Origin of the sequence: Salmonella sp. 741265073_HBA, assembly GCF_046569105.1 — a bacterium.
GTDB lineage: Bacteria > Pseudomonadota > Gammaproteobacteria > Enterobacterales > Enterobacteriaceae > Salmonella > Salmonella enterica.
The window spans coordinates 80973-104141 of the sequence record NZ_JBKFRY010000013.1 but is presented as its reverse complement, the minus strand read 5'-3'; the positions used below and the strand labels follow the sequence as shown (position 1 = coordinate 104141).

General features: G+C 53.1%; 20 protein-coding genes and 2 tRNA genes. 19 read left to right on the top strand and 3 right to left on the bottom strand.

Annotated features, from left to right (window positions below; all coding sequences use genetic code 11):
* The first annotated feature begins 230 nt into the window (after positions 1 to 230).
* On the top strand, positions 231 to 707 hold the full coding sequence (greA, locus tag ACLD3P_RS17255) for a transcription elongation factor GreA (protein ID WP_001148008.1): 477 nt from the start codon (positions 231 to 233) through the stop codon (positions 705 to 707).
* Between the two features lie 155 nt (positions 708 to 862).
* Here greA and yhbY read toward each other — a convergent pair whose 3' ends face one another.
* Positions 863 to 1156 carry a ribosome assembly RNA-binding protein YhbY gene (gene yhbY, locus ACLD3P_RS17250; protein ID WP_001592995.1) on the bottom strand — a complete coding sequence of 98 codons (294 nt, stop codon included), beginning with the start codon at positions 1154 to 1156 and terminating at the stop codon, positions 863 to 865.
* Between the two features lie 126 nt (positions 1157 to 1282).
* Between yhbY and rlmE the strand changes: the two genes are divergently transcribed.
* The 6 genes from rlmE (at position 1283) to ACLD3P_RS17220 (ending at position 6885) form a co-directional block, all read left to right on the top strand.
* Positions 1283 to 1909 carry a 23S rRNA (uridine(2552)-2'-O)-methyltransferase RlmE gene (gene rlmE, locus ACLD3P_RS17245; protein WP_000145974.1) on the top strand — a complete coding sequence of 209 codons (627 nt, stop codon included), beginning with the start codon at positions 1283 to 1285 and terminating at the stop codon, positions 1907 to 1909.
* A gap of 103 nt (positions 1910 to 2012) precedes the next feature.
* Positions 2013 to 3947 carry an ATP-dependent zinc metalloprotease FtsH gene (gene ftsH / locus ACLD3P_RS17240; protein WP_023137153.1) on the top strand — a complete coding sequence of 645 codons (1935 nt, stop codon included), beginning with the start codon at positions 2013 to 2015 and terminating at the stop codon, positions 3945 to 3947.
* A 104-nt stretch (positions 3948 to 4051) separates the two neighbouring features.
* Complete coding sequence (folP, locus tag ACLD3P_RS17235) at positions 4052 to 4900, top strand: dihydropteroate synthase (RefSeq protein WP_000764711.1); 849 nt, start codon at positions 4052 to 4054, stop codon at positions 4898 to 4900.
* Entirely contained in the window at positions 4893 to 6230 is a 1338-nt protein-coding gene (gene glmM / locus ACLD3P_RS17230; RefSeq protein WP_000071169.1) for a phosphoglucosamine mutase, read from the top strand. The genes folP and glmM overlap by 8 nt, the downstream gene beginning before the upstream one ends.
* Before the next feature lie 222 nt (positions 6231 to 6452).
* Positions 6453 to 6785, top strand: coding sequence for a preprotein translocase subunit SecG (secG, locus tag ACLD3P_RS17225; RefSeq protein ID WP_000272680.1), 333 nt, complete (start codon positions 6453 to 6455; stop codon positions 6783 to 6785).
* Positions 6786 to 6798: 13 nt separating this feature from the next.
* Positions 6799 to 6885 (top strand) — tRNA-Leu (locus tag ACLD3P_RS17220).
* A 201-nt stretch (positions 6886 to 7086) separates the two neighbouring features.
* Here the strand turns inward: ACLD3P_RS17220 and argG are convergent.
* The gene (gene argG / locus ACLD3P_RS17215; RefSeq protein ID WP_000207646.1) at positions 7087 to 8430 is read right to left on the bottom strand and encodes an argininosuccinate synthase; all 1344 of its coding nucleotides are present in this window, start codon (positions 8428 to 8430) and stop codon (positions 7087 to 7089) included.
* A 343-nt stretch (positions 8431 to 8773) separates the two neighbouring features.
* Here argG and ACLD3P_RS17210 point away from each other — a divergent pair.
* The 12 genes from ACLD3P_RS17210 to mtr all read left to right on the top strand — a co-directional run bounded on the left by ACLD3P_RS17210 (position 8774) and on the right by mtr (position 22518).
* Positions 8774 to 8850, top strand: a tRNA-Met gene (locus tag ACLD3P_RS17210).
* Between the two features lie 207 nt (positions 8851 to 9057).
* On the top strand, positions 9058 to 9510 hold the full coding sequence (gene rimP, locus ACLD3P_RS17205) for a ribosome maturation factor RimP (RefSeq protein WP_000105461.1): 453 nt from the start codon (positions 9058 to 9060) through the stop codon (positions 9508 to 9510).
* 27 nt (positions 9511 to 9537) lie between these two features.
* On the top strand, positions 9538 to 11061 hold the full coding sequence (gene nusA, locus ACLD3P_RS17200; RefSeq protein WP_411006576.1) for a transcription termination/antitermination protein NusA: 1524 nt from the start codon (positions 9538 to 9540) through the stop codon (positions 11059 to 11061).
* Positions 11062 to 11085: 24 nt separating this feature from the next.
* Positions 11086 to 13764 (top strand): translation initiation factor IF-2, encoded by a 2679-nt coding sequence (gene infB / locus ACLD3P_RS17195; RefSeq protein WP_000133064.1) that lies wholly within the window; start codon positions 11086 to 11088, stop codon positions 13762 to 13764.
* 151 nt (positions 13765 to 13915) lie between these two features.
* Positions 13916 to 14317: a 30S ribosome-binding factor RbfA gene (rbfA, locus tag ACLD3P_RS17190; RefSeq protein WP_001040199.1), complete on the top strand. Its 402-nt coding sequence runs from the start codon at positions 13916 to 13918 to the stop codon at positions 14315 to 14317.
* Complete coding sequence (truB, locus tag ACLD3P_RS17185) at positions 14317 to 15261, top strand: tRNA pseudouridine(55) synthase TruB (RefSeq protein WP_079980905.1); 945 nt, start codon at positions 14317 to 14319, stop codon at positions 15259 to 15261. Before rbfA ends, truB begins: the two co-directional genes overlap by 1 nt.
* 150 nt (positions 15262 to 15411) lie before the next feature.
* Positions 15412 to 15681: a 30S ribosomal protein S15 gene (gene rpsO, locus ACLD3P_RS17180; protein ID WP_000059465.1), complete on the top strand. Its 270-nt coding sequence runs from the start codon at positions 15412 to 15414 to the stop codon at positions 15679 to 15681.
* 241 nt (positions 15682 to 15922) lie between these two features.
* Positions 15923 to 18058 carry a polyribonucleotide nucleotidyltransferase gene (gene pnp, locus ACLD3P_RS17175; RefSeq protein ID WP_001670767.1) on the top strand — a complete coding sequence of 712 codons (2136 nt, stop codon included), beginning with the start codon at positions 15923 to 15925 and terminating at the stop codon, positions 18056 to 18058.
* Positions 18059 to 18167: 109 nt separating this feature from the next.
* Positions 18168 to 19052 (top strand): lipoprotein NlpI, encoded by an 885-nt coding sequence (gene nlpI / locus ACLD3P_RS17170; RefSeq protein WP_000802069.1) that lies wholly within the window; start codon positions 18168 to 18170, stop codon positions 19050 to 19052.
* A 105-nt stretch (positions 19053 to 19157) separates the two neighbouring features.
* Positions 19158 to 19238: a protein YrbN gene (gene yrbN / locus ACLD3P_RS17165; protein ID WP_010723222.1), complete on the top strand. Its 81-nt coding sequence runs from the start codon at positions 19158 to 19160 to the stop codon at positions 19236 to 19238.
* The gene (gene deaD / locus ACLD3P_RS17160) at positions 19231 to 21120 is read left to right on the top strand and encodes an ATP-dependent RNA helicase DeaD (protein ID WP_000807248.1); all 1890 of its coding nucleotides are present in this window, start codon (positions 19231 to 19233) and stop codon (positions 21118 to 21120) included. Before yrbN ends, deaD begins: the two co-directional genes overlap by 8 nt.
* A gap of 153 nt (positions 21121 to 21273) precedes the next feature.
* Positions 21274 to 22518 (top strand): tryptophan permease, encoded by a 1245-nt coding sequence (mtr, locus tag ACLD3P_RS17155; RefSeq protein ID WP_020899285.1) that lies wholly within the window; start codon positions 21274 to 21276, stop codon positions 22516 to 22518.
* A 61-nt stretch (positions 22519 to 22579) separates the two neighbouring features.
* On the opposite strand, the gene ACLD3P_RS17150 is transcribed toward mtr, so the two are convergent.
* Positions 22580 to 23110 carry a cytoplasmic protein gene (locus ACLD3P_RS17150; protein ID WP_115285644.1) on the bottom strand — a complete coding sequence of 177 codons (531 nt, stop codon included), beginning with the start codon at positions 23108 to 23110 and terminating at the stop codon, positions 22580 to 22582.
* Between the last annotated feature and the right edge of the window lie 59 nt (positions 23111 to 23169).

Below are 23169 nucleotides of genomic sequence, written 5' to 3'. Positions count from 1 at the left end.
CTGGAAACAAGCCGTCATACTACGGCGCAACGCCCTAAAAAGTAAACGATGACCCATAGGGAACTCCAGGGTAAAATGGTTATCAAAGAGGAAATTGTAGCTGACCTGGGACTGCGCGCCCGGGTTGGTGTTTTTTTGCTTCTGACCCTGGTATGGCATATGCCGGGGCTGGCTTAGCAGCCGGGGTAGAGTTCATTGCCCCCTACAGGAATGTTCAAGAGGTATAACAAATGCAAGCTATTCCGATGACCTTACGCGGAGCCGAAAAACTGCGCGAAGAGCTGGATTTTCTGAAATCTGTGCGCCGTCCTGAAATCATCGCCGCTATCGCCGAAGCGCGCGAACATGGCGATTTAAAAGAAAACGCGGAGTATCATGCTGCACGCGAACAGCAGGGTTTCTGCGAAGGGCGCATTAAAGATATCGAAGCAAAACTGTCGAATGCGCAGGTGATTGATGTCACTAAAATGCCGAACAATGGTCGCGTGATTTTCGGCGCTACCGTCACGGTGCTGAACCTGGACACCGACGAAGAGCAGACCTATCGTATTGTTGGCGATGATGAGGCGGATTTTAAGCAAAATCTCATTTCGGTAAACTCGCCAATCGCTCGCGGCCTGATCGGCAAAGAGCAGGATGACGTCGTGGTGATCAAAACGCCTGGCGGTGATGTGGAATACGAAGTGCTTAAAGTGGAATACCTTTAAGCAGTACTCAATACGCAAATTGTTGGTGTATTGTAAAGAAAGGAAAAAGGCCGCATAGCGGCCTTTTATCAACGGAGAGAGCGTGGCATTTTGCTCTCCTGCTCGTGGAAAACCCCTCGTTTTACACAGATTTTGTGTTCGACTTTAGGATATCCTTAACGCGGCAGCGAGATTTTACGCTCTTTAGTTGGGCGATACAGTACCAGCGTTTTACCGATGACCTGTACGTTACAGGCGCCGGTTTCGCGCACGATAGCGTCCACGATCAAGGTTTTTGTTTCGCGATCTTCCGAGGCGATTTTCACCTTGATAAGTTCATGGTGCTCTAACGCTTGTTCAATCTCGGCCAGTACCCCTTCGGTCAAACCATTATTGCCAAGCATAACAACAGGCTTGAGCGGATGTGCCAGACCTTTTAGGTGCTGTTTTTGTTTAGTACTCAGATTCATCGTATATTTTTGCTTACGTTGGGATTGAAAACGGGTCATTCTACCGCCATCTCCCTTATATCGCCAAATAGGCGTGTAGAAATTTACGCCATTGGCTACGATGAACTGCCCCGACGGGAAAGTTAAATGACAGGTAAAAAGCGTTCTGCCAGCTCAAGCCGCTGGCTTCAGGAACACTTTAGCGATAAATATGTTCAACAGGCGCAGAAAAAGGGGCTACGCTCCCGTGCCTGGTTTAAACTTGATGAAATACAGCAAAGTGACAAACTTTTTAAGCCGGGAATGACGGTAGTCGATCTCGGCGCTGCGCCAGGAGGCTGGTCACAGTATGTGGTCACGCAGATTGGCGGCAAAGGCCGCATCATCGCTTGTGATCTTTTACCTATGGATCCTATCGTTGGTGTGGACTTTCTTCAGGGCGATTTTCGTGATGAACTTGTCATGAAAGCGTTACTGGAACGCGTGGGTGACAGTAAAGTACAAGTTGTCATGTCGGATATGGCACCAAACATGAGCGGAACACCGGCGGTGGATATCCCCCGCGCCATGTATCTGGTGGAGCTGGCGTTAGAGATGTGCCGCGATGTGCTGGCGCCAGGCGGAAGTTTTGTAGTGAAGGTGTTCCAGGGCGAAGGTTTCGATGAGTATCTAAGGGAAATTCGCTCCCTGTTTACGAAGGTTAAAGTTCGTAAGCCGGACTCTTCGCGTGCGCGTTCGCGTGAAGTGTACATTGTAGCGACCGGGCGAAAGTGATAACCGGCAGATTTCAGACGTAAGGTTTGAAAGAAACTGGATATAGAGTATCCTGACGCTGTTTTTAACACAGTTGTAATAAGAGGTTAATCCCTTGAGTGACATGGCGAAAAACCTAATACTCTGGCTGGTCATTGCCGTTGTGCTGATGTCAGTATTCCAGAGCTTTGGGCCCAGCGAGTCTAATGGCCGTAAGGTGGATTACTCTACCTTCCTGCAAGAGGTCAATCAGGACCAGGTTCGCGAAGCGCGTATCAACGGACGTGAGATCAACGTTACCAAGAAAGATAGTAACCGTTACACGACTTACATTCCGATTAATGATCCGAAGCTGCTTGATAACCTGCTGACTAAAAACGTCAAGGTTGTTGGCGAACCACCTGAAGAGCCAAGCCTGCTGGCTTCTATCTTCATTTCCTGGTTCCCGATGCTGTTGCTGATCGGCGTCTGGATCTTCTTCATGCGTCAGATGCAGGGCGGCGGTGGCAAAGGCGCCATGTCGTTCGGTAAGAGCAAGGCGCGTATGCTGACGGAAGATCAGATCAAAACCACGTTTGCTGACGTTGCGGGTTGTGACGAAGCGAAAGAAGAAGTGGCGGAACTGGTTGAATACCTGCGTGAACCGAGCCGTTTCCAGAAGCTGGGCGGTAAAATTCCGAAAGGCGTCCTGATGGTCGGCCCGCCGGGTACCGGTAAAACCCTGCTGGCAAAAGCCATTGCGGGTGAAGCGAAGGTGCCGTTCTTTACGATTTCCGGTTCTGACTTTGTGGAAATGTTCGTCGGTGTCGGCGCGTCTCGTGTGCGTGACATGTTCGAACAGGCCAAAAAAGCGGCGCCGTGCATTATCTTCATCGATGAAATCGACGCCGTAGGCCGCCAGCGTGGCGCAGGTCTGGGCGGCGGTCACGATGAACGTGAGCAGACGTTGAACCAGATGCTGGTTGAGATGGACGGCTTCGAAGGTAACGAAGGTATCATCGTTATCGCCGCAACTAACCGTCCGGACGTCCTTGACCCGGCGCTGCTGCGTCCTGGTCGTTTCGACCGTCAGGTGGTGGTAGGCCTGCCGGATGTTCGCGGTCGTGAGCAGATTCTGAAGGTGCATATGCGTCGCGTACCGTTAGCGACGGATATTGATGCGGCGATCATTGCGCGCGGTACGCCGGGCTTCTCCGGTGCGGACCTGGCGAACCTGGTCAACGAAGCGGCGCTGTTTGCCGCACGCGGCAACAAACGCGTAGTGTCGATGGTTGAGTTCGAGAAAGCGAAAGACAAAATCATGATGGGCGCCGAACGTCGCTCCATGGTGATGACGGAAGCGCAGAAAGAGTCGACCGCGTACCACGAAGCGGGCCACGCGATTATCGGTCGCCTGGTGCCGGAACACGATCCGGTGCACAAAGTGACGATTATCCCGCGCGGTCGTGCGCTGGGCGTGACCTTCTTCCTGCCTGAAGGCGACGCGATCAGCGCCAGCCGTCAGAAGCTGGAAAGCCAGATCTCCACCCTGTACGGCGGTCGTCTGGCGGAAGAGATCATCTACGGCGTTGAGCATGTTTCTACCGGGGCGTCGAACGACATTAAAGTCGCGACTAACCTGGCGCGTAACATGGTGACTCAGTGGGGCTTCTCCGACAAACTTGGTCCGCTGCTGTATGCGGAAGAAGAGGGCGAAGTGTTCCTCGGCCGTAGCGTCGCAAAAGCGAAACATATGTCTGATGAAACTGCGCGTATCATCGACCAGGAAGTGAAAGCGCTGATTGAACGTAACTACAATCGCGCTCGTCAGATCCTGACTGACAATATGGATATTCTGCACGCGATGAAAGATGCGCTGATGAAATATGAAACCATCGATGCGCCGCAGATTGATGACCTGATGGCGCGTCGTGAAGTGCGTCCGCCTGCGGGCTGGGAAGATCCAAACGGCACCAATAACTCTGACAGCAATGGTACGCCTCAGGCGCCGCGTCCGGTTGATGAACCACGCACGCCGAACCCGGGCAACACGATGTCAGAGCAGCTGGGCGACAAATAAGCGTTTGTTGTACAACATTATGTTTAGCGCTCACCGAAACCCTGGGGCTTGCCCCGGGGTTTTTCTTTTTTTAACTCACCACAAATAAAACAGGGATTTTAACCATGAAACTCTTCGCTCAGGGCGCCACGCTCGATCTCACTCATCCGCATGTTATGGGGATCCTGAACGTAACGCCGGATTCGTTCTCCGACGGCGGCGCGCATAACACGCTGATTGAGGCGGTGAAACATGCGAATTTAATGGTGAATGCCGGGGCGACAATTATTGATGTGGGGGGGGAATCAACGCGACCAGGCGCGGCGGAAGTGAGCGTGGAAGAAGAGCTGGATCGCGTTATTCCGGTACTGGAAGCAATCGCGCAACGCTTTGAAGTGTGGATTTCTGTGGATACCTCTAAACCCGAGGTGATCCGTGAAGCGGCAAGGGCGGGCGCGCATATTATCAATGATGTCCGTTCGCTCTCCGAACCCGGCGCGTTGGAAGCGGCAGCGGAAACCGGCTTGCCGGTCAGTCTTATGCACATGCAGGGCAACCCCAAAACCATGCAGGAGGCGCCGAAATATGACGATGTCTTTGCCGAGGTGAATCGCTACTTTATTGAGCAAATAGCACGTTGTGAGAAGGCCGGCATCGCAAAAGAGAAATTGTTGCTCGACCCCGGATTCGGTTTCGGTAAAAATCTCTCTCACAATTATACCTTACTGGCGCGACTGGGTGAGTTTCATCATTTTAACCTGCCGCTGCTGGTGGGCATGTCACGTAAAACGATGGTTGGTCAGTTACTTAACGTGGGACCATCAGACCGTCTGAACGGCAGCCTTGCGTGCGCGGTAATTGCCGCGATGCAGGGCGCGCAGATCATTCGCGTCCATGACGTCAAAGAAACCGTAGAGGCGATGCGGGTGGTAGAAGCCACTCTGTCTGCAAAGGGAAACAAACGCTATGAGTAATCGTAAATATTTCGGTACCGATGGGATTCGCGGACGTGTAGGCAACGCCCCCATTACACCTGATTTCGTGCTTAAACTGGGTTGGGCTGCCGGAAAAGTGCTGGCGCGTCATGGCTCGCGTAAAATCATTATCGGTAAAGATACGCGTATTTCCGGCTATATGCTGGAGTCCGCGCTGGAGGCGGGCCTTGCCGCTGCGGGGCTGTCGGCCTCGTTTACCGGACCTATGCCAACGCCAGCTGTCGCCTATCTGACGCGGACTTTCCGCGCGGAGGCGGGTATCGTTATCTCGGCTTCGCATAACCCGTTCTATGATAACGGCATTAAATTCTTCTCTATCGACGGTACGAAACTGCCTGACGATGTGGAAGAAGCCATCGAAGCCGAAATGGAAAAAGAGATCACCTGCGTAGACTCCGCCGAGCTGGGTAAAGCCAGCCGCATCGTCGACGCTGCGGGTCGCTATATTGAGTTCTGTAAAGGCACCTTCCCGAACGAACTGAGCCTCAACGGCCTGAAAGTGGTTGTGGATTGCGCCAACGGCGCTACCTACCATATCGCGCCAAATGTGCTGCGCGAGCTGGGCGCGACCGTTATCGCCATCGGCTGTGAGCCAAACGGCGTCAACATTAACGAAGAAGTGGGCGCGACCGACGTGCGCGCGTTGCAGGCGCGCGTGTTGGCGGAGAAGGCGGACCTCGGCATCGCGCTTGACGGCGACGGCGACCGGGTCATCATGGTTGACCATGAAGGCAATAAAGTCGATGGCGATCAGATCATGTATATCATCGCACGCGAAGGGCTGCGCCAGGGGCAACTGCGCGGCGGCGCGGTGGGAACGCTGATGAGCAATATGGGGCTGGAGCTGGCGCTCAAGCAGCTTGGCATTCCGTTTGCCCGGGCGAAAGTGGGCGACCGCTACGTGCTGGAAAAATTGCAGGAAAAAGGCTGGCGCATCGGAGCGGAAAACTCTGGTCACGTTATTCTGCTGGATAAAACGACCACTGGCGACGGTATTGTAGCGGGGCTACAAGTTCTGGCGGCGATGGTGCGTAATCATATGAGTCTGCACGATCTGTGCAGCGGTATGAAAATGTTCCCGCAGATTCTGGTTAACGTGCGTTACACCGCCGGTAGCGGCGATCCGCTGGAAAATGAAGCGGTGAAAGCGGTAACGGCGGACGTAGAAGCCACGCTCGGCAATCGTGGGCGGGTACTGCTACGTAAATCCGGTACCGAACCGTTGATTCGCGTGATGGTGGAAGGCGAGGATGAAGCGCAGGTTACGGCATTCGCCCATCGTATCGCGGATGCGGTAAAAGCCGTTTAAGCGTTTAAGTGACTAAAAAGGCGGCGGTTGCCGCCTTACTGCCCGCAAAAAACAACGCTTTTGCTGTTTTTTTCCGCAGTTGATACAATGCGCTTAAATTGCCCTTGCGAAGGTCATTCGCTTTGGTTAGTATTCACACCCGCTTCAGTGGGAAACAGTAAAAATCCCGCTTTATTGGTAGAAGCATTGGTACGCGGCAACTCCGCAAGGAACAGGTTGATTATGTACGAAGCTCTTTTAGTTGTTTTCCTTATTGTGGCAATTGGCCTTGTAGGTCTGATCATGCTGCAGCAAGGTAAAGGCGCTGATATGGGAGCCTCCTTCGGAGCAGGCGCTTCCGCTACGCTATTTGGTTCAAGTGGTTCTGGTAACTTCATGACCCGAATGACGGCGGTATTGGCGACGCTGTTCTTCATCATCAGTCTGGTGTTGGGTAATATCAATAGCAACAAAACCAATAAAGGAAGCGAGTGGGAAAATCTGAGCGCGCCGGCGAAGACCGAGCAGACTCAACCTGCTGCACCGGCCCAGCCGACCAGCGATATCCCGCGCTAATAGCAGTATCCGTGCCGAGGTGGTGGAATTGGTAGACACGCTACCTTGAGGTGGTAGTGCCCAATAGGGCTTACGGGTTCAAGTCCCGTCCTCGGTACCAATATTCCGAAAGAAAGACGCTGAAAAGCGTCTTTTTTTTCGTTTGTTATTTGTGGTTGTCTGTAGGTCGGATAAGACGTTACGCCGCCATCCGACATTATTACAACCCATGATGGCGCTACGTTTATCAGGCCAACAGACACCTTATATTCCGCGCATAAAAAAGGCCGCTTTCGCGGCCTGTTGCATCAACGACGCGGGCTTATTTGCCTTTGTTTTCCAGATTCTCAACCTGCGGCAGACCGGTCGCGGAAGAGGCGGTTAACAGACCGGCTTTCGCGTAGCCGAACAGTTTCTCGCGGGTATCGGTAATGTCCAGATTACGCATGGTCAACTGACCGATACGATCGTCCGGTGAGAACACGGACTCGCCTTTCTCCATGGTCAGACGCTCAGCCTTATAGGTCAGGTTGTCAGACACGGTGTTCAGGATGGAGTAGTCGTTGCCGCGACGCAACTCGAGTGTGACCTCACCGGTAATCTGGCTGGCGACCCAACGTTGCAGGCCGTCACGCAGCATCAGCGCCTGAGAGTCGAACCAGCGGCCCTGATACAGCAGTTTACCCAGCTGACGACCATGAGAATGATACTGTTCAATGGTGTCTTCGTTGTGAATACCGGTCAACAGACGCTCGTAAGCGATGTGCAGCAGTGCCATTCCGGGGGCTTCATAAATACCGCGGCTTTTTGCTTCAATGATGCGGTTTTCAATTTGGTCGCTCATACCCAGGCCGTGACGGCCGCCGATGCGGTTTGCTTCCAGCATCATCTCAACATCATCGCTGAAGGTTTTGCCATTCAGCGCTACCGGATGTCCTTGTTCAAAACGGACGGTCACCTCTTCTGCCGGGATCTTCACGCTCTCGTCCCAGAACTTCACGCCCATAATCGGGTTGACGATCTTGACGCTGGAGTTAAGAAACTCCAGATCTTTCGCTTCGTGCGTCGCGCCGAGCATGTTGGAGTCGGTGGAGTAGGCTTTTTCGACTGACATCTTATAGTCGAAACCGCAGGCAATCATAAATTCAGACATCTCATGGCGACCACCCAGCTCATCGATAAAGTCGGTATCCAGCCACGGTTTGTAAATCTGCAGCTCGGCATTGGTCAGCAAGCCGTAACGATAGAAACGTTCAATATCGTTGCCTTTATAGGTGCTGCCGTCGCCCCAGATATTCACGCCGTCTTCTTTCATCGCGGCGACCAGCATCGTGCCGGTCACGGCACGGCCCAGAGGCGTGGTATTGAAATAGGTCAGTCCGCCAGTCGTATTATGGAAAGCGCCGCACTGAATCGCTGCGATCCCTTCTGCAACCAACTGCTTGCGGCAATCAATCAGGCGAGCATTCTCTGCGCCATACTCCATTGCGCGACGAGGAATGGCGTCATAGTCATCCTCATCCGGTTGTCCCAGATTCGCAGTATAGGCATATGGGACAGCTCCTTTTTGTCGCATCCACAGCAGTGCGGCGCTGGTGTCCAGACCGCCGGAAAAAGCGATACCAATACGTTGACCTGCTGGAAGATGCTTAAGAATCGTCGTCATAGAATAGAACCCTGCTTGATTGACTGATAATGAGATCGGTTTCTGCTTTATTGCATTTTTATGCAAAATAAATGAGTTTTCATTTAATCATCTTTTAGCAGAGACAGGAAGCGTTTAGTGAAGGTTTGCTGAAATAACGTTGTGAAATGCGTGTATAAGCCGGAGAGATGGGATGAGTATAACGAAGAGTGATATTCATTCATCTGCATATTGGGAATAGGGTTGACATAACTCATGCCTGGTCACTATACTGTGCGCAGATTTTACGTCCCGTCCTCGGTACCAAATCCCAGCAGTATTTGCAAATTTTGCCCAAAACGAGTAGAATTTGCCACGTTTCAGGCGCGGGGTGGAGCAGCCTGGTAGCTCGTCGGGCTCATAACCCGAAGGTCGTCGGTTCAAATCCGGCCCCCGCAACCACTTTCCCTTAGAGTTCTTTTTCAAATATACTGTGAAGATTATGTCCTTCGTAGCTGGATTTGAAAAAAATTCTTTCGGAAGGTACACCAGACCGCCGTTGCGGTTATAGGGTTCAGTTATCTAAAGCCCCGATTTATCGGGGTTTTTTGTTATCTGACTACAGAATAACTGGGCTTTAGGCCCTTTTTTTATGTCTTGGGGGTGGGCTTGTCCACATTAGAGCAAAAATTAACAGAGATGATTACAGCGCCAGTTGAAGCCTTAGGCTACGAGCTGGTCGGCATCGAATTTATTCGCGGTCGCACATCCACACTGCGCATCTATATTGATAGTGAAGATGGCATCAATGTTGATGATTGTGCTGATGTGAGCCACCAGGTAAGCGCGGTGCTGGACGTTGAAGATCCTATCTCCGTGGCTTACAACCTTGAAGTCTCGTCACCGGGTCTCGACCGTCCTATGTTCACTGCCGATCATTATGCGCGTTTCCAGGGTGAAGAAGTTGCGCTGGTTCTTCGCATGGCGGTACAGAACCGTCGCAAGTGGCAGGGCATTATCAAAGCGGTGGACGGTGAAATGATTACCGTCACAGTCGAAGGCAAAGATGAAGTGTTCGCGCTGAGTAATATCCAGAAGGCGAACCTGGTTCCCCACTTTTAACAGTCTGGATGAGGTGAAAAGCCCGCGATGAACAAAGAAATTTTGGCTGTTGTTGAAGCCGTCTCCAACGAAAAAGCGCTGCCACGCGAAAAAATTTTTGAAGCGCTGGAAAGTGCGCTGGCGACAGCAACAAAGAAAAAATATGAGCAGGAGATCGATGTTCGTGTAGAAATCGATCGTAAAAGCGGTGATTTTGATACTTTCCGCCGTTGGTTGATCGTTGAAGAAGTGACCATGCCGACGAAGGAAATTACGCTGGAAGCGGCGCGTTTTGAAGACGAAAGCCTGAATGTCGGCGACTATGTTGAAGATCAGATTGAATCTGTCACCTTTGACCGTATCACCACGCAGACTGCGAAACAGGTTATCGTACAGAAGGTCCGTGAAGCTGAACGCGCGATGGTTGTCGATCAGTTCCGCGACCAGGAAGGCGAAATCGTCACTGGCGTGGTGAAGAAAGTGAACCGCGACAATATCTCTCTGGAAATTAAATCCGAAGGGATGGCCGGTAACGCTGAAGCGGTGATTCTGCGTGAAGATATGCTGCCGCGCGAAAACTTCCGTCCTGGCGACCGTATTCGCGGCGTGCTGTATGCTGTTCGCCCGGAAGCGCGTGGCGCGCAGCTGTTCGTCACCCGTTCCAAGCCGGAAATGCTGATCGAACTGTTCCGCATCGAAGTGCCGGAAATCGGCGAAGAAGTGATTGAAATTAAAGCGGCGGCTCGCGATCCGGGTTCTCGTGCGAAAATCGCAGTGAAAACCAACGATAAACGTATCGATCCGGTCGGCGCTTGCGTGGGGATGCGCGGCGCGCGCGTTCAGGCGGTCTCTACCGAACTGGGCGGTGAGCGTATTGATATCGTGCTGTGGGATGATAACCCGGCGCAGTTCGTCATTAATGCGATGGCGCCGGCAGACGTCGCGTCTATCGTGGTGGACGAAGATTCTTGTACGATGGATATCGCCGTTGAAGCGGGTAACCTAGCGCAGGCGATTGGTCGTAACGGTCAGAATGTTCGTCTGGCATCTTTGTTGCTGAAGCAACATCGCGGCGACGACAGGTGGGAAATCAACGTGATGACCGTTGACGACCTGCAGGCTAAACATCAGGCTGAAGCACATGCCGCTATCGAGATCTTTACTAAATATCTTGATATTGATGAAGAGTTCGCGACTGTTCTGGTAGAAGAAGGTTTCTCCACGCTCGAAGAACTGGCCTATGTGCCAATGAAAGAACTGCTGGAAATTGACGGCCTTGATGAGCCGACCGTTGAAGCACTGCGCGAGCGTGCTAAAAACGCACTGGCCACTCTGGCGCAGGACCAGGAAGCAAGCCTCGGTGATAACAAACCGGCTGACGATCTGCTGAATCTGGAAGGATTAGATCGCGATATGGCTTTCAAACTGGCGGCTCGTGGTGTTTGTACGCTGGAAGATCTCGCCGACCAGGGCATTGATGATCTGGCTGATATCGAAGGGTTGACCGACGAAAAAGCCGGTGAGCTGATTATGGCTGCCCGTAATATTTGCTGGTTCGGCGACGAAGCGTAATAAACTGTAGCAGGAAGGAACAGCATGACAGATGTAACCCTAAAAGCGCTGGCCGCAGAGAGACAGGTTTCCGTGGATCGCCTGGTACAGCAGTTTGCTGATGCAGGTATCCGGAAATCTGCTGACGACTCTGTGTCCGCACAAGAAAAACAGACTTTACTGGCGCACCTGAACCGCGAAGCGGTTTCTGGTCCCGATAAACTGACGCTGCAGCGTAAGACGCGCAGCACCCTGAATATTCCAGGTACCGGTGGAAAAAGTAAATCGGTACAAATCGAAGTCCGCAAGAAGCGCACCTTTGTGAAACGCGATCCGCAAGAGGCTGAACGCCTGGCCGCGGAAGAGCAGGCGCAGCGTGAAGCGGAAGAGCAAGCCCGTCGTGAGGCAGAAGAACAGGCCAAACGCGAGGCGCAACAAAAAGCTGAACGCGAGGCCGCAGAACAAGCTAAGCGTGAAGCCGCTGAAAAAGCGAAACGTGAAGCTGCGGAAAAAGACAAAGTGAGCAATCAACAAACTGACGATATGACCAAAACCGCCCAGGCCGAAAAAGCCCGCCGTGAGAATGAAGCTGCAGAGCTGAAGCGTAAAGCGGAAGAAGAAGCACGTCGCAAACTCGAAGAAGAAGCGCGTCGTGTAGCAGAAGAAGCTCGCCGCATGGCGGAAGAAAACAAATGGACCGCAACGCCTGAGCCAGTAGAAGACACCAGTGACTATCATGTCACCACTTCTCAGCACGCGCGCCAGGCCGAAGACGAAAACGATCGTGAAGTAGAAGGCGGTCGTGGTCGTGGCCGTAATGCAAAAGCGGCGCGTCCGGCGAAAAAAGGCAAACATGCCGAATCCAAAGCCGATCGCGAAGAAGCGCGTGCTGCGGTTCGCGGCGGTAAAGGCGGCAAGCGTAAAGGGTCTTCTTTACAGCAAGGCTTCCAGAAGCCCGCTCAGGCCGTTAACCGCGACGTGGTGATCGGTGAAACCATCACCGTTGGCGAACTGGCGAACAAGATGGCGGTGAAAGGCTCTCAGGTCATCAAAGCGATGATGAAGCTGGGCGCCATGGCCACCATCAACCAGGTCATCGACCAGGAAACCGCACAGCTGGTTGCCGAAGAGATGGGTCACAAAGTTATCCTGCGTCGTGAAAACGAACTGGAAGAAGCGGTAATGAGCGACCGTGATACCGGCGCTGCGGCTGAACCGCGCGCACCGGTTGTGACCATCATGGGCCACGTTGACCACGGTAAAACCTCTCTGCTGGACTACATTCGTTCCACGAAAGTGGCCTCTGGCGAAGCGGGCGGCATTACCCAGCACATCGGTGCTTACCACGTTGAAACTGACAACGGGATGATCACCTTCCTGGACACCCCGGGCCACGCCGCGTTTACTTCCATGCGTGCTCGCGGCGCCCAGGCAACGGATATCGTGGTTCTGGTGGTTGCGGCAGACGACGGCGTGATGCCGCAGACTATCGAAGCTATCCAGCACGCGAAAGCGGCAGGTGTGCCGGTCGTGGTTGCGGTGAACAAAATCGATAAGCCGGAAGCCGATCCGGATCGCGTTAAGAACGAACTGTCCCAGTACGGCATTCTGCCGGAAGAGTGGGGCGGTGAAAGCCAGTTCGTTCACGTGTCTGCGAAAGCGGGTACCGGTATTGACGAACTGCTTGATGCTATCCTGCTGCAGGCCGAAGTTCTGGAGCTGAAAGCGGTACGCAAAGGTATGGCGAGCGGTGCGGTTATCGAATCCTTCCTGGATAAAGGTCGTGGTCCGGTGGCTACCGTGCTGGTTCGTGAAGGTACGCTGCACAAGGGCGATATCGTTCTGTGTGGCTTCGAATATGGCCGCGTGCGTGCGATGCGTAACGAACTGGGTCAGGAAGTGCTGGAAGCGGGTCCGTCCATTCCGGTGGAAATCCTCGGTCTGTCCGGTGTTCCGGCTGCCGGTGACGAAGTGACCGTCGTTCGTGACGAGAAGAAAGCGCGTGAAGTTGCTCTGTATCGTCAGGGTAAATTCCGTGAAGTTAAACTGGCTCGTCAGCAGAAATCTAAACTCGAGAACATGTTCGCCAACATGACCGAAGGCGAAGTTCACGAAGTGAACATCGTGCTGAAGGCCGACGTACAGGGTTCTGTGGAAGCGATCTCCGACTCCTTGCTGAAACTGTCTACCGACGAAGTGAAAGTGAAGATCATCGGTTCTGGCGTAGGTGGTATCACCGAAACCGACGCGACCCTGGCTGCGGCGTCCAACGCCATTCTGGTGGGCTTCAACGTTCGTGCCGATGCCTCTGCGCGTAAAGTGATCGAATCTGAAAGCCTGGATCTGCGTTACTACTCCGTCATCTATAACCTGATCGACGAAGTGAAAGCGGCGATGAGCGGTATGCTGTCTCCGGAACTGAAACAGCAGATTATCGGTCTGGCTGAAGTGCGCGATGTGTTCAAATCGCCGAAATTCGGCGCGATCGCGGGCTGTATGGTTACCGAAGGTACGATTAAACGCCATAACCCAATCCGTGTTCTGCGTGACAACGTGGTTATCTATGAAGGCGAGCTGGAATCCCTGCGCCGCTTCAAAGATGACGTTAACGAAGTCCGTAACGGCATGGAATGTGGTATCGGCGTGAAGAACTACAACGACGTTCGCGTTGGCGATATGATTGAAGTGTTCGAGATTATCGAGATCCAACGTACCATCGCTTAAGGTTGGTTGGGTGTAGGCCGGATAAGGCGTTTATGCCGCCATCCGGCAATGTTATGCCTGATGGCGCTAGCGCTTATCAGGCCTACAGCCTGAATACCGTATTAATTTCAAAAAGGGGCTGATAGCCCCTTTTTTGTCTGGAGAATTTATTATGGCGAAAGAATTTGGTCGCCCGCAGCGCGTGGCCCAGGAGATGCAAAAAGAGATCGCAATCATCCTGCAGCGCGAAATTAAAGACCCGCGCCTGGGTATGATGACTACCGTCTCCGGTGTGGAAATGTCCCGTGACCTGGCCTATGCCAAAGTGTTTGTCACCTTTTTGAACGACAAAGATGAAGACGCAGTAAAAGCGGGCATCAAAGCGTTGCAGGAAGCGTCTGGTTTCATCCGCAGCTTGCTGGGTAAAGCGATGCGTCTGCGCATCGTACCGGAACTGACCTTCTTCTACGACAACTCGCTGGTGGAAGGGATGCGTATGTCCAACCTGGTGACTAACGTGGTGAAACATGACGAAGAACGTCGTGTGAACCCGGACGACAGCAAGGAGGACTGATGAGTCGTCCTCGTCGTCGTGGCCGCGACATTCACGGCGTTCTGCTGCTGGATAAGCCGCAGGGTATGTCCAGCAATGACGTGCTGCAGAAAGTTAAGCGCATCTACAATGCCAACCGCGCCGGGCATACCGGCGCGCTGGACCCGCTGGCGACCGGCATGTTGCCGATTTGCCTCGGCGAAGCGACAAAATTTTCGCAGTACCTGCTGGATTCTGACAAACGCTATCGTGTTATTGCCCGTCTGGGGCAGCGCACGGATACCTCTGACGCCGATGGTCAAATCGTGCAGGAGCGTCCGGTGACTTTCAGCGCTGAGCAGCTTGCGAGCGCGCTGGAGACCTTTCGTGGGGATATCGAACAGATTCCCTCGATGTATTCGGCGCTGAAGTATCAGGGCAAGAAACTGTACGAATATGCCCGCCAGGGTATCGAAGTGCCGCGCGAAGCCCGCCCGATTACCGTCTATGAGCTGCTGTTTATTCGCCATGAAGGTAACGAGCTGGAGCTGGAAGTTCATTGCTCCAAAGGCACCTATATTCGTACCATTATTGATGATTTAGGTGAGAAACTGGGCTGTGGCGCGCACGTAACGTACCTGCGTCGTCTGACGGTCAGCAAGTATCCGGTGGATCGTATGGTGACGCTGGAGCATTTGCAGACGCTGGTAGCACAGGCGGAACAGCAGGGCGTTCCGGCGGCGCAGTTGCTCGATCCATTATTGATGCCAATGGACAGTCCAGCTTCGGACTATCCTGTTGTTAATCTGCCGTTAACATCTTCGGTATACTTCAAAAATGGCAACCCGGTTCGTACCACGGGCGCGCCGTTGAAGGGACTGGTTCGTGTGACGGAAGGCGAAGACGGTAAATTTATCGGTATGGGCGAAATTGACGACGAAGGCCGTGTCGCGCCTCGTCGGCTGGTAGTAGAGTACCCAGCGTAATGTCGCTTCGTCTTGCGATAAGAGAGCGCTGCGAGTAGAATACCGCCGCTTAACGTCGCGTAAATTATTTAACAGTTTACGCGGCGTACACTGGGATCGCTGAATTAGAGATCGGCGTCCTCTCATTCTTAAATACTTTGGAGTTTTAAAATGTCTCTAAGTACTGAAGCTACAGCTAAAATCGTTTCTGAGTTCGGTCGTGACGCAAACGACACCGGTTCTACCGATGTTCAGGTTGCTCTGTTGACTGCACAGATTAACCACCTGCAGGGTCACTTTGCAGAGCATAAAAAAGATCACCACAGCCGTCGTGGTCTGCTGCGTATGGTTTCTCAGCGTCGTAAACTGCTCGACTACCTGAAACGTAAAGATGTTGCACGCTACACCGCGCTGATTGAGCGTCTGGGTCTGCGTCGCTAATTCTTTCGAGTTTCAGAAAGAGGGGGCCTTCATGGCCCCTTTTTTCCAGCAGATGGCAGCAATTCGCTGGAAACTAATGTATTGTTGCTATGAATGATCTTCCGTTGCAGAGGTTCGCGCGGCTAATGAGAGGCTTTACCCATATCAGGGTTAGGGTTGTCATTAGTCGCGAGGATGCGCAGAAGATCGGGTATTAACGACGGCACGTATTGCGCCGTCAAAAATTGGAAAGGATATTATTTTGCTTAATCCGATCGTTCGTAAATTCCAGTACGGTCAGCATACCGTTACGCTGGAAACTGGCATGATGGCGCGTCAGGCCACTGCCGCTGTTATGGTAAGCATGGATGACACCGCCGTATTCGTTACCGTTGTCGGCCAGAAAAAAGCCAAGCCAGGCCAGGACTTCTTCCCACTGACCGTTAACTATCAGGAGCGTACCTACGCTGCTGGTCGTATCCCGGGCAGCTTCTTCCGTCGTGAAGGCCGTCCAAGCGAAGGCGAAACCCTGATCGCGCGTCTGATTGACCGCCCGGTTCGTCCGCTGTTCCCGGAAGGCTTCGTTAACGAAGTGCAGGTTATTGCGACCGTCGTTTCCGTTAACCCGCAGGTTAACCCGGACATCGTTGCCATGATCGGCGCATCTGCTGCGCTGTCGCTGTCCGGCATTCCGTTCAACGGCCCAATCGGCGCGGCGCGCGTAGGTTACATCAATGACCAGTACGTGCTGAACCCGACCCAGGACGAGCTGAAAGAAAGCAAGCTGGACTTGGTGGTTGCCGGTACCGAAGCGGCTGTGCTGATGGTGGAATCCGAAGCTGAACTGCTGAGCGAAGACACTATGCTGGGCGCGGTGGTATTCGGTCACGAGCAGCAGCAGGTTGTTATCCAGGCGATCAACGATCTGGTGAAAGAAGCCGGCAAACCGCGTTGGGACTGGCAGCCGGAAGCCGTCAACGACGCGTTGAACGCGCGTGTTGCTGCGCTGGCTGAATCTCGTCTGAGCGACGCGTACCGCATCACCGATAAACAAGAACGCTATGCTCAGGTTGACGTAATCAAATCCGAAACCATCGAGCAGCTTATTGCAGAAGATGAAACTCTGGATGCTAACGAGCTGGGCGAAATCCTGCACGCAATCGAGAAAAACGTGGTGCGTAGCCGCGTACTGGCAGGCGAGCCGCGTATTGATGGCCGTGAAAAAGACATGATCCGTGGTCTGGACGTGCGCACTGGTGTACTGCCGCGTACTCACGGTTCCGCTCTGTTTACCCGTGGTGAAACGCAGGCGCTGGTTACCGCGACTCTGGGTACTGCTCGTGACGCGCAGGTGCTTGATGAACTGATGGGCGAGCGCACTGATAGCTTCCTGTTCCACTACAACTTCCCTCCGTACTCCGTAGGCGAAACCGGCATGGTCGGTTCTCCGAAGCGTCGTGAAATTGGTCACGGTCGTCTGGCGAAGCGCGGCGTGCTGGCAGTGATGCCGGACATGGATAAATTCCCGTACACCGTTCGCGTGGTGTCTGAAATCACCGAATCCAACGGTTCTTCCTCTATGGCTTCCGTGTGCGGCGCTTCTCTGGCGCTGATGGACGCTGGCGTGCCAATTAAAGCCGCCGTAGCAGGTATCGCTATGGGTCTGGTGAAAGAAGGCGACAACTACGTTGTACTGTCTGACATTCTGGGCGACGAAGATCACCTGGGCGATATGGACTTCAAAGTGGCGGGTTCCCGCGACGGTATCTCTGCGCTGCAGATGGATATCAAAATTGAAGGTATCACCAAAGAGATCATGCAGGTTGCGTTGAACCAGGCTAAAGGTGCGCGTCTGCACATCCTGGGCGTGATGGAACAGGCGATCAACGCGCCGCGCGGCGATATCTCTGAATTTGCGCCGCGTATCCATACCATCAAGATCAGCACGGACAAGATCAAAGACGTGATCGGTAAAGGCGGTTCTGTGATCCGCGCGCTGACTGAAGAGACCGGCACCACCATCGAAATCGAAGATGACGGTACTGTGAAGATCGCGGCGACCGACGGTGAAAAAGCGAAATACGCTATCCGTCGTATCGAAGAGATTACCGCGGAGATCGAAGTCGGCCGTATCTACAATGGTAAAGTGACCCGTATCGTTGACTTTGGCGCGTTTGTTGCCATCGGCGGCGGTAAAGAAGGTCTGGTTCACATCTCTCAAATCGCGGATAAGCGTGTAGAGAAAGTGACCGACTATCTGCAGATGGGTCAGGAAGTCCCGGTTAAGGTTCTGGAAGTTGACCGCCAGGGCCGTGTACGTCTGAGCATTAAAGAAGCAACCGAGCAGTCTCAACCTGCGGCTGCGCCGGAAGCTCCGGCGAGCGAACAGGCCGAGTAAGGTAGCCTTTTGCCCTCCGCACTGCGGAGGGCTTTAGACCTGGCTGGACGCCTTGTTGAGCCACCGGGGAACAGGACGTTCATTCAATCGTTGTCTTCGGGAGTGGGAAATGAAGCCTTTTTTGCGCTGGTGTTTCGTTGCGACAGCACTTACGCTTGCAGGATGCAGTAATTCCGCCTGGCGTAAAAGTGAAGTCCTCGCAGTACCATTGCAACCGACTTTACAGCAGGAAGTGATTCTGGCGCGTATGGAACAGATTCTTGCCAGTCGGGCTTTAACCGATGACGAACGCGCACAGCTTTTATATGAGCGCGGAGTGTTGTATGATAGTCTTGGTTTGAGGGCATTAGCGCGAAATGATTTTTCACAAGCGCTGGCAATCAGACCGGATATGCCTGAAGTATTCAATTACTTAGGCATTTATTTAACGCAGGCAGGCAATTTTGATGCTGCCTATGAAGCGTTTGATTCTGTACTAGAGCTTGATCCAACTTACAACTACGCGCACTTAAACCGCGGTATCGCATTGTATTACGGCGGCCGTGATAAGTTAGCGCAAGATGATCTGCTGGCGTTTTATCAAGACGATCCCAATGATCCTTACCGCAGCCTGTGGCTGTATCTTGTTGAGCAGAAGCTTAATGAGAAGCAGGCGAAAGAAGCGTTAAAAGCACGCTTCGAAAAATCGGATAAAGAGCAATGGGGATGGAACATTGTCGAGTTCTACCTGGGCGACATTAGCGAAGCAACGCTGATGGAAAGGCTCAAGGCGGACGCAACGGATAACACCTCGCTCGCTGAGCATCTCAGTGAAACCAACTTCTATTTAGGTAAGTATTACCTAAGTCTGGGGGATTTGGACAGCGCCACGGCTCTGTTCAAACTGGCGGTGGCCAACAACGTTCATAACTTTGTTGAGCACCGATACGCATTGTTGGAATTATCGCTCCTGGGCCAGGACCAAGATGACCTGGCAGAATCGGACCAGCAATAGCTGACGAACATATCAGCCCGTAATCTTTTTGATTGTCATCACCTTCGCGGGTGAGGGCGTTGTTGTTCGTTAATACACCTACTTTGAGCCGGTTCACACTTTTCAATGAAAATTGCAGATCAATTTCATGATGAGTTATGTAGACTGGCCGCCATTAATTTTGAGGCACACGTACTACATGGCTGAATTCGAAACCACTTTTGCAGATCTGGGGCTGAAGGCTCCTATCCTTGAAGCCCTTACCGATCTGGGTTACGAAAAACCATCTCCAATCCAGGCAGAGTGCATTCCGCATCTGCTGGGCGGTCGCGACGTGCTGGGCATGGCCCAGACCGGTAGCGGCAAAACCGCAGCGTTCTCTTTACCGCTGCTCAACAATCTTGATCCTGAGCTGAAGGCACCTCAGATTCTGGTGCTGGCGCCAACCCGCGAACTGGCGGTACAGGTTGCCGAAGCCATGACGGATTTCTCTAAACACATGCGCGGCGTAAACGTGGTTGCCCTGTACGGCGGTCAGCGTTATGACGTGCAGTTACGCGCCCTGCGTCAGGGGCCGCAGATCGTTGTCGGTACGCCGGGACGTCTGCTTGATCACTTAAAACGCGGCACCCTCGACCTCTCTAAACTGAGTGGTCTGGTGCTGGATGAAGCCGACGAAATGCTGCGTATGGGCTTCATCGAAGACGTTGAAACTATTATGGCGCAGATCCCGGAAGGTCATCAGACCGCTCTGTTCTCCGCCACCATGCCGGAAGCGATTCGTCGCATTACCCGCCGCTTTATGAAAGAGCCGCAGGAAGTGCGCATTCAGTCCAGCGTGACTACCCGTCCTGACATCAGCCAGAGCTACTGGACTGTCTGGGGTATGCGTAAAAACGAAGCGCTGGTGCGTTTCCTGGAAGCGGAAGACTTTGATGCGGCGATTATCTTCGTACGTACCAAAAACGCGACCCTGGAAGTAGCAGAAGCGCTGGAACGTAGCGGCTACAACAGCGCCGCGTTGAATGGCGATATGAACCAGGCGCTGCGTGAGCAGACTCTGGAACGCCTGAAAGATGGTCGTCTGGACATCCTGATCGCTACCGACGTTGCGGCACGTGGTCTGGACGTTGAACGTATCAGCCTGGTGGTGAACTACGATATCCCGATGGATTCCGAGTCCTACGTTCACCGTATCGGTCGTACCGGCCGTGCGGGTCGCGCCGGTCGCGCGCTGCTGTTCGTTGAGAACCGCGAGCGTCGTCTGCTGCGCAACATCGAACGCACCATGAAGCTGACCATTCCGGAAGTGGAACTGCCGAACGCAGAACTGCTGGGTAAACGCCGTCTGGAAAAATTCGCCGCGAAAGTTCAGCAGCAACTGGAAAGCAGCGATCTGGATCAGTACCGTGCGCTGCTGGCGAAAATCCAGCCGTCTGCTGAAGGTGAAGAGCTGGATCTCGAAACGCTGGCCGCCGCACTGCTGAAAATGGCGCAGGGCGAGCGTCCGCTGATCCTGCCGCCGGATGCGCCGATGCGTCCTAAGCGTGAATTCCGTGACCGTGATGACCGTGGTCCGCGCGATCGTAATGACCGTGGCCCGCGTGGCGACCGTGAAGAACGTCCGCGTCGTGAACGTCGTGACGTTGGCGATATGCAGTTATACCGCATTGAAGTGGGCCGTGATGACGGCGTTGAAGTTCGTCATATCGTGGGCGCTATCGCTAACGAAGGCGACATCAGCAGCCGTTACATTGGTAACATTAAGCTGTTCGCGTCTCACTCCACCATCGAGCTGCCGAAAGGTATGCCGGGCGAAGTGTTGCAGCACTTCACGCGTACCCGCATTCTGAACAAGCCGATGAATATGCAGCTGTTGGGTGATGCTGTTCCGCACGCGGGCGGCGAACGTCGCGGCGGTGGTCGTAGCTTCAGTGGCGAACGTCGTGAAGGCGGTCGTAATTTCAGCGGAGAACGTCGTGAAGGTGGTCGTGGTGATGGTCGTCGCTTCAGCGGCGAACGTCGTGAAAGCCGTGGTCCGCGTCGTGATGACTCTACCGGTCGCCGTCGTTTCGGCGGTGATGCGTAACTCGCGCTGACCTGCGCATTCACAGCGTAAAGTAAAATATACAGCCCCGATCGTCACAATCGGGGCTTTTTTTATTTCTTTTGTACTCGTGTACTGGTACAGTGCAGCGTATTGAGAGATAGTCACACTATAAATGACTGGAGAGAGAGCTGAATGGCAACACTTACCACCACCCAAACGTCACCTTCGCTGCTTGGCGGCGTGGTGATTATCGGCGGCACCATCATTGGCGCGGGGATGTTCTCCCTGCCGGTGGTCATGTCCGGGGCGTGGTTCTTCTGGTCGATGGCGGCGCTGGTCTTTACCTGGTTTTGTATGCTGCACTCCGGGCTAATGATCCTCGAAGCCAACCTTAACTACCGCATTGGTTCGAGTTTCGACACCATCACCAAAGATCTGTTGGGGAAAGGCTGGAACATTGTCAACGGCATTTCTATTGCCTTTGTGCTCTACATCCTGACTTACGCCTATATCTCGGCGAGCGGCTCGATTCTGCATCATACCTTTGCTGAGATGTCGTTGAACGTTCCGGCGCGAGCGGCAGGTTTTGCCTTTGCGCTGCTGGTGGCGTTTGTTGTGTGGCTGAGTACGAAGGCGGTCAGCCGGATGACGGCGATTGTGCTGGGCGCGAAAGTGATTACTTTCTTCCTGACCTTCGGCAGCCTGTTAGGGCACGTTCAGCCTGCCACGTTGTTTAACGTGGCTGAAAGCCACGCGTCATATACGCCGTACCTGCTGATGACGCTGCCATTTTGTCTGGCCTCTTTTGGTTATCACGGTAACGTACCGAGCCTGATGAAATATTACGGCAAAGATCCGCGCACCATCGTGAAATGCCTGATTTATGGGACGTTACTGGCGCTGGCGCTCTATTCCGTCTGGCTGCTGGGGACGATGGGCAACATCCCGCGTCCGGAATTTATCGGCATTGCGCAGAAAGGCGGCAATATTGATGTGCTGGTACAGGCGTTGAGCGGCGTGCTGAACAGCCGCAGCCTGGATCTGCTGCTGGTGGTGTTCTCTAACTTTGCTGTCGCCAGTTCCTTCCTTGGCGTGACGCTGGGGCTGTTTGACTATCTGGCGGATCTGTTTGGCTTTGATGACTCGGCAATGGGGCGTTTTAAAACGGCGCTGCTGACGTTTGTGCCGCCAATTGTCGGTGGCCTGCTGTGGCCGAACGGTTTTCTGTACGCCATTGGCTATGCAGGTTTAGCTGCAACTATCTGGGCGGCCATTGTGCCTGCGCTGTTGGCGCGTAAATCTCGCGAACGTTTCGGCAGCCCGAAATTCCGCGTCTGGGGCGGCACGCCGATGATTGTACTGATTCTGCTATTTGGCGTTGGGAACGCACTGGTGCATATTTTATCGAGCTTTAATTTGCTGCCGGTGTACCAGTAACGTTATTGTGCCGGATGAGCTGTTTTCATCCGGCAATATTTCACAAGTCCGCGAAATGGTATCAAATAAATCCCTGTTTATTATAAAGTTCTTCGGCGAGTGCTTCCCCGTGTTCATCGAAAAAAGCATCGGCGATAGTTAAATTTTCTGCCTTAGGATTTGCCGTTATTCTGCTACCATTGGTGTCAAATTCGAGCGCGATGGCGATCTCCGAACCCCACCAGTAATAATAAATTAGCGCAAAATTATTTTCCCCTGGCGTAATAAATTTCTCGATTCCCCGCACACAGGCCATGAGTGGCATGAACATTTCATAGCTCTCTGAGAGAAATATGTGATCCATCGTGACTATCTGTGTTTCTTTATTAAAGTTGATATGTTCAGCATAAATATTCTTTTCACTTTCACCAGAATTACATGCGGCAAGATTGTTAAGCATTTTTGCAGGCTCGCCGTACAACCTTTGCTCCTCAGTAAACCATGGCAACCAGTCGTCATAGTCTTTAATATTTGTTGCCGGTGAATGGAAAAATTTCTTGAGGTTGCTCTCGGTAATATGTGCATGAAGAAAAAAGGAAGCAGGTTCACTCATGATGATTTTCTCTGGTAATAAGTCGATTTATTCATATCCCTGTTCGGTTATGATAAAAC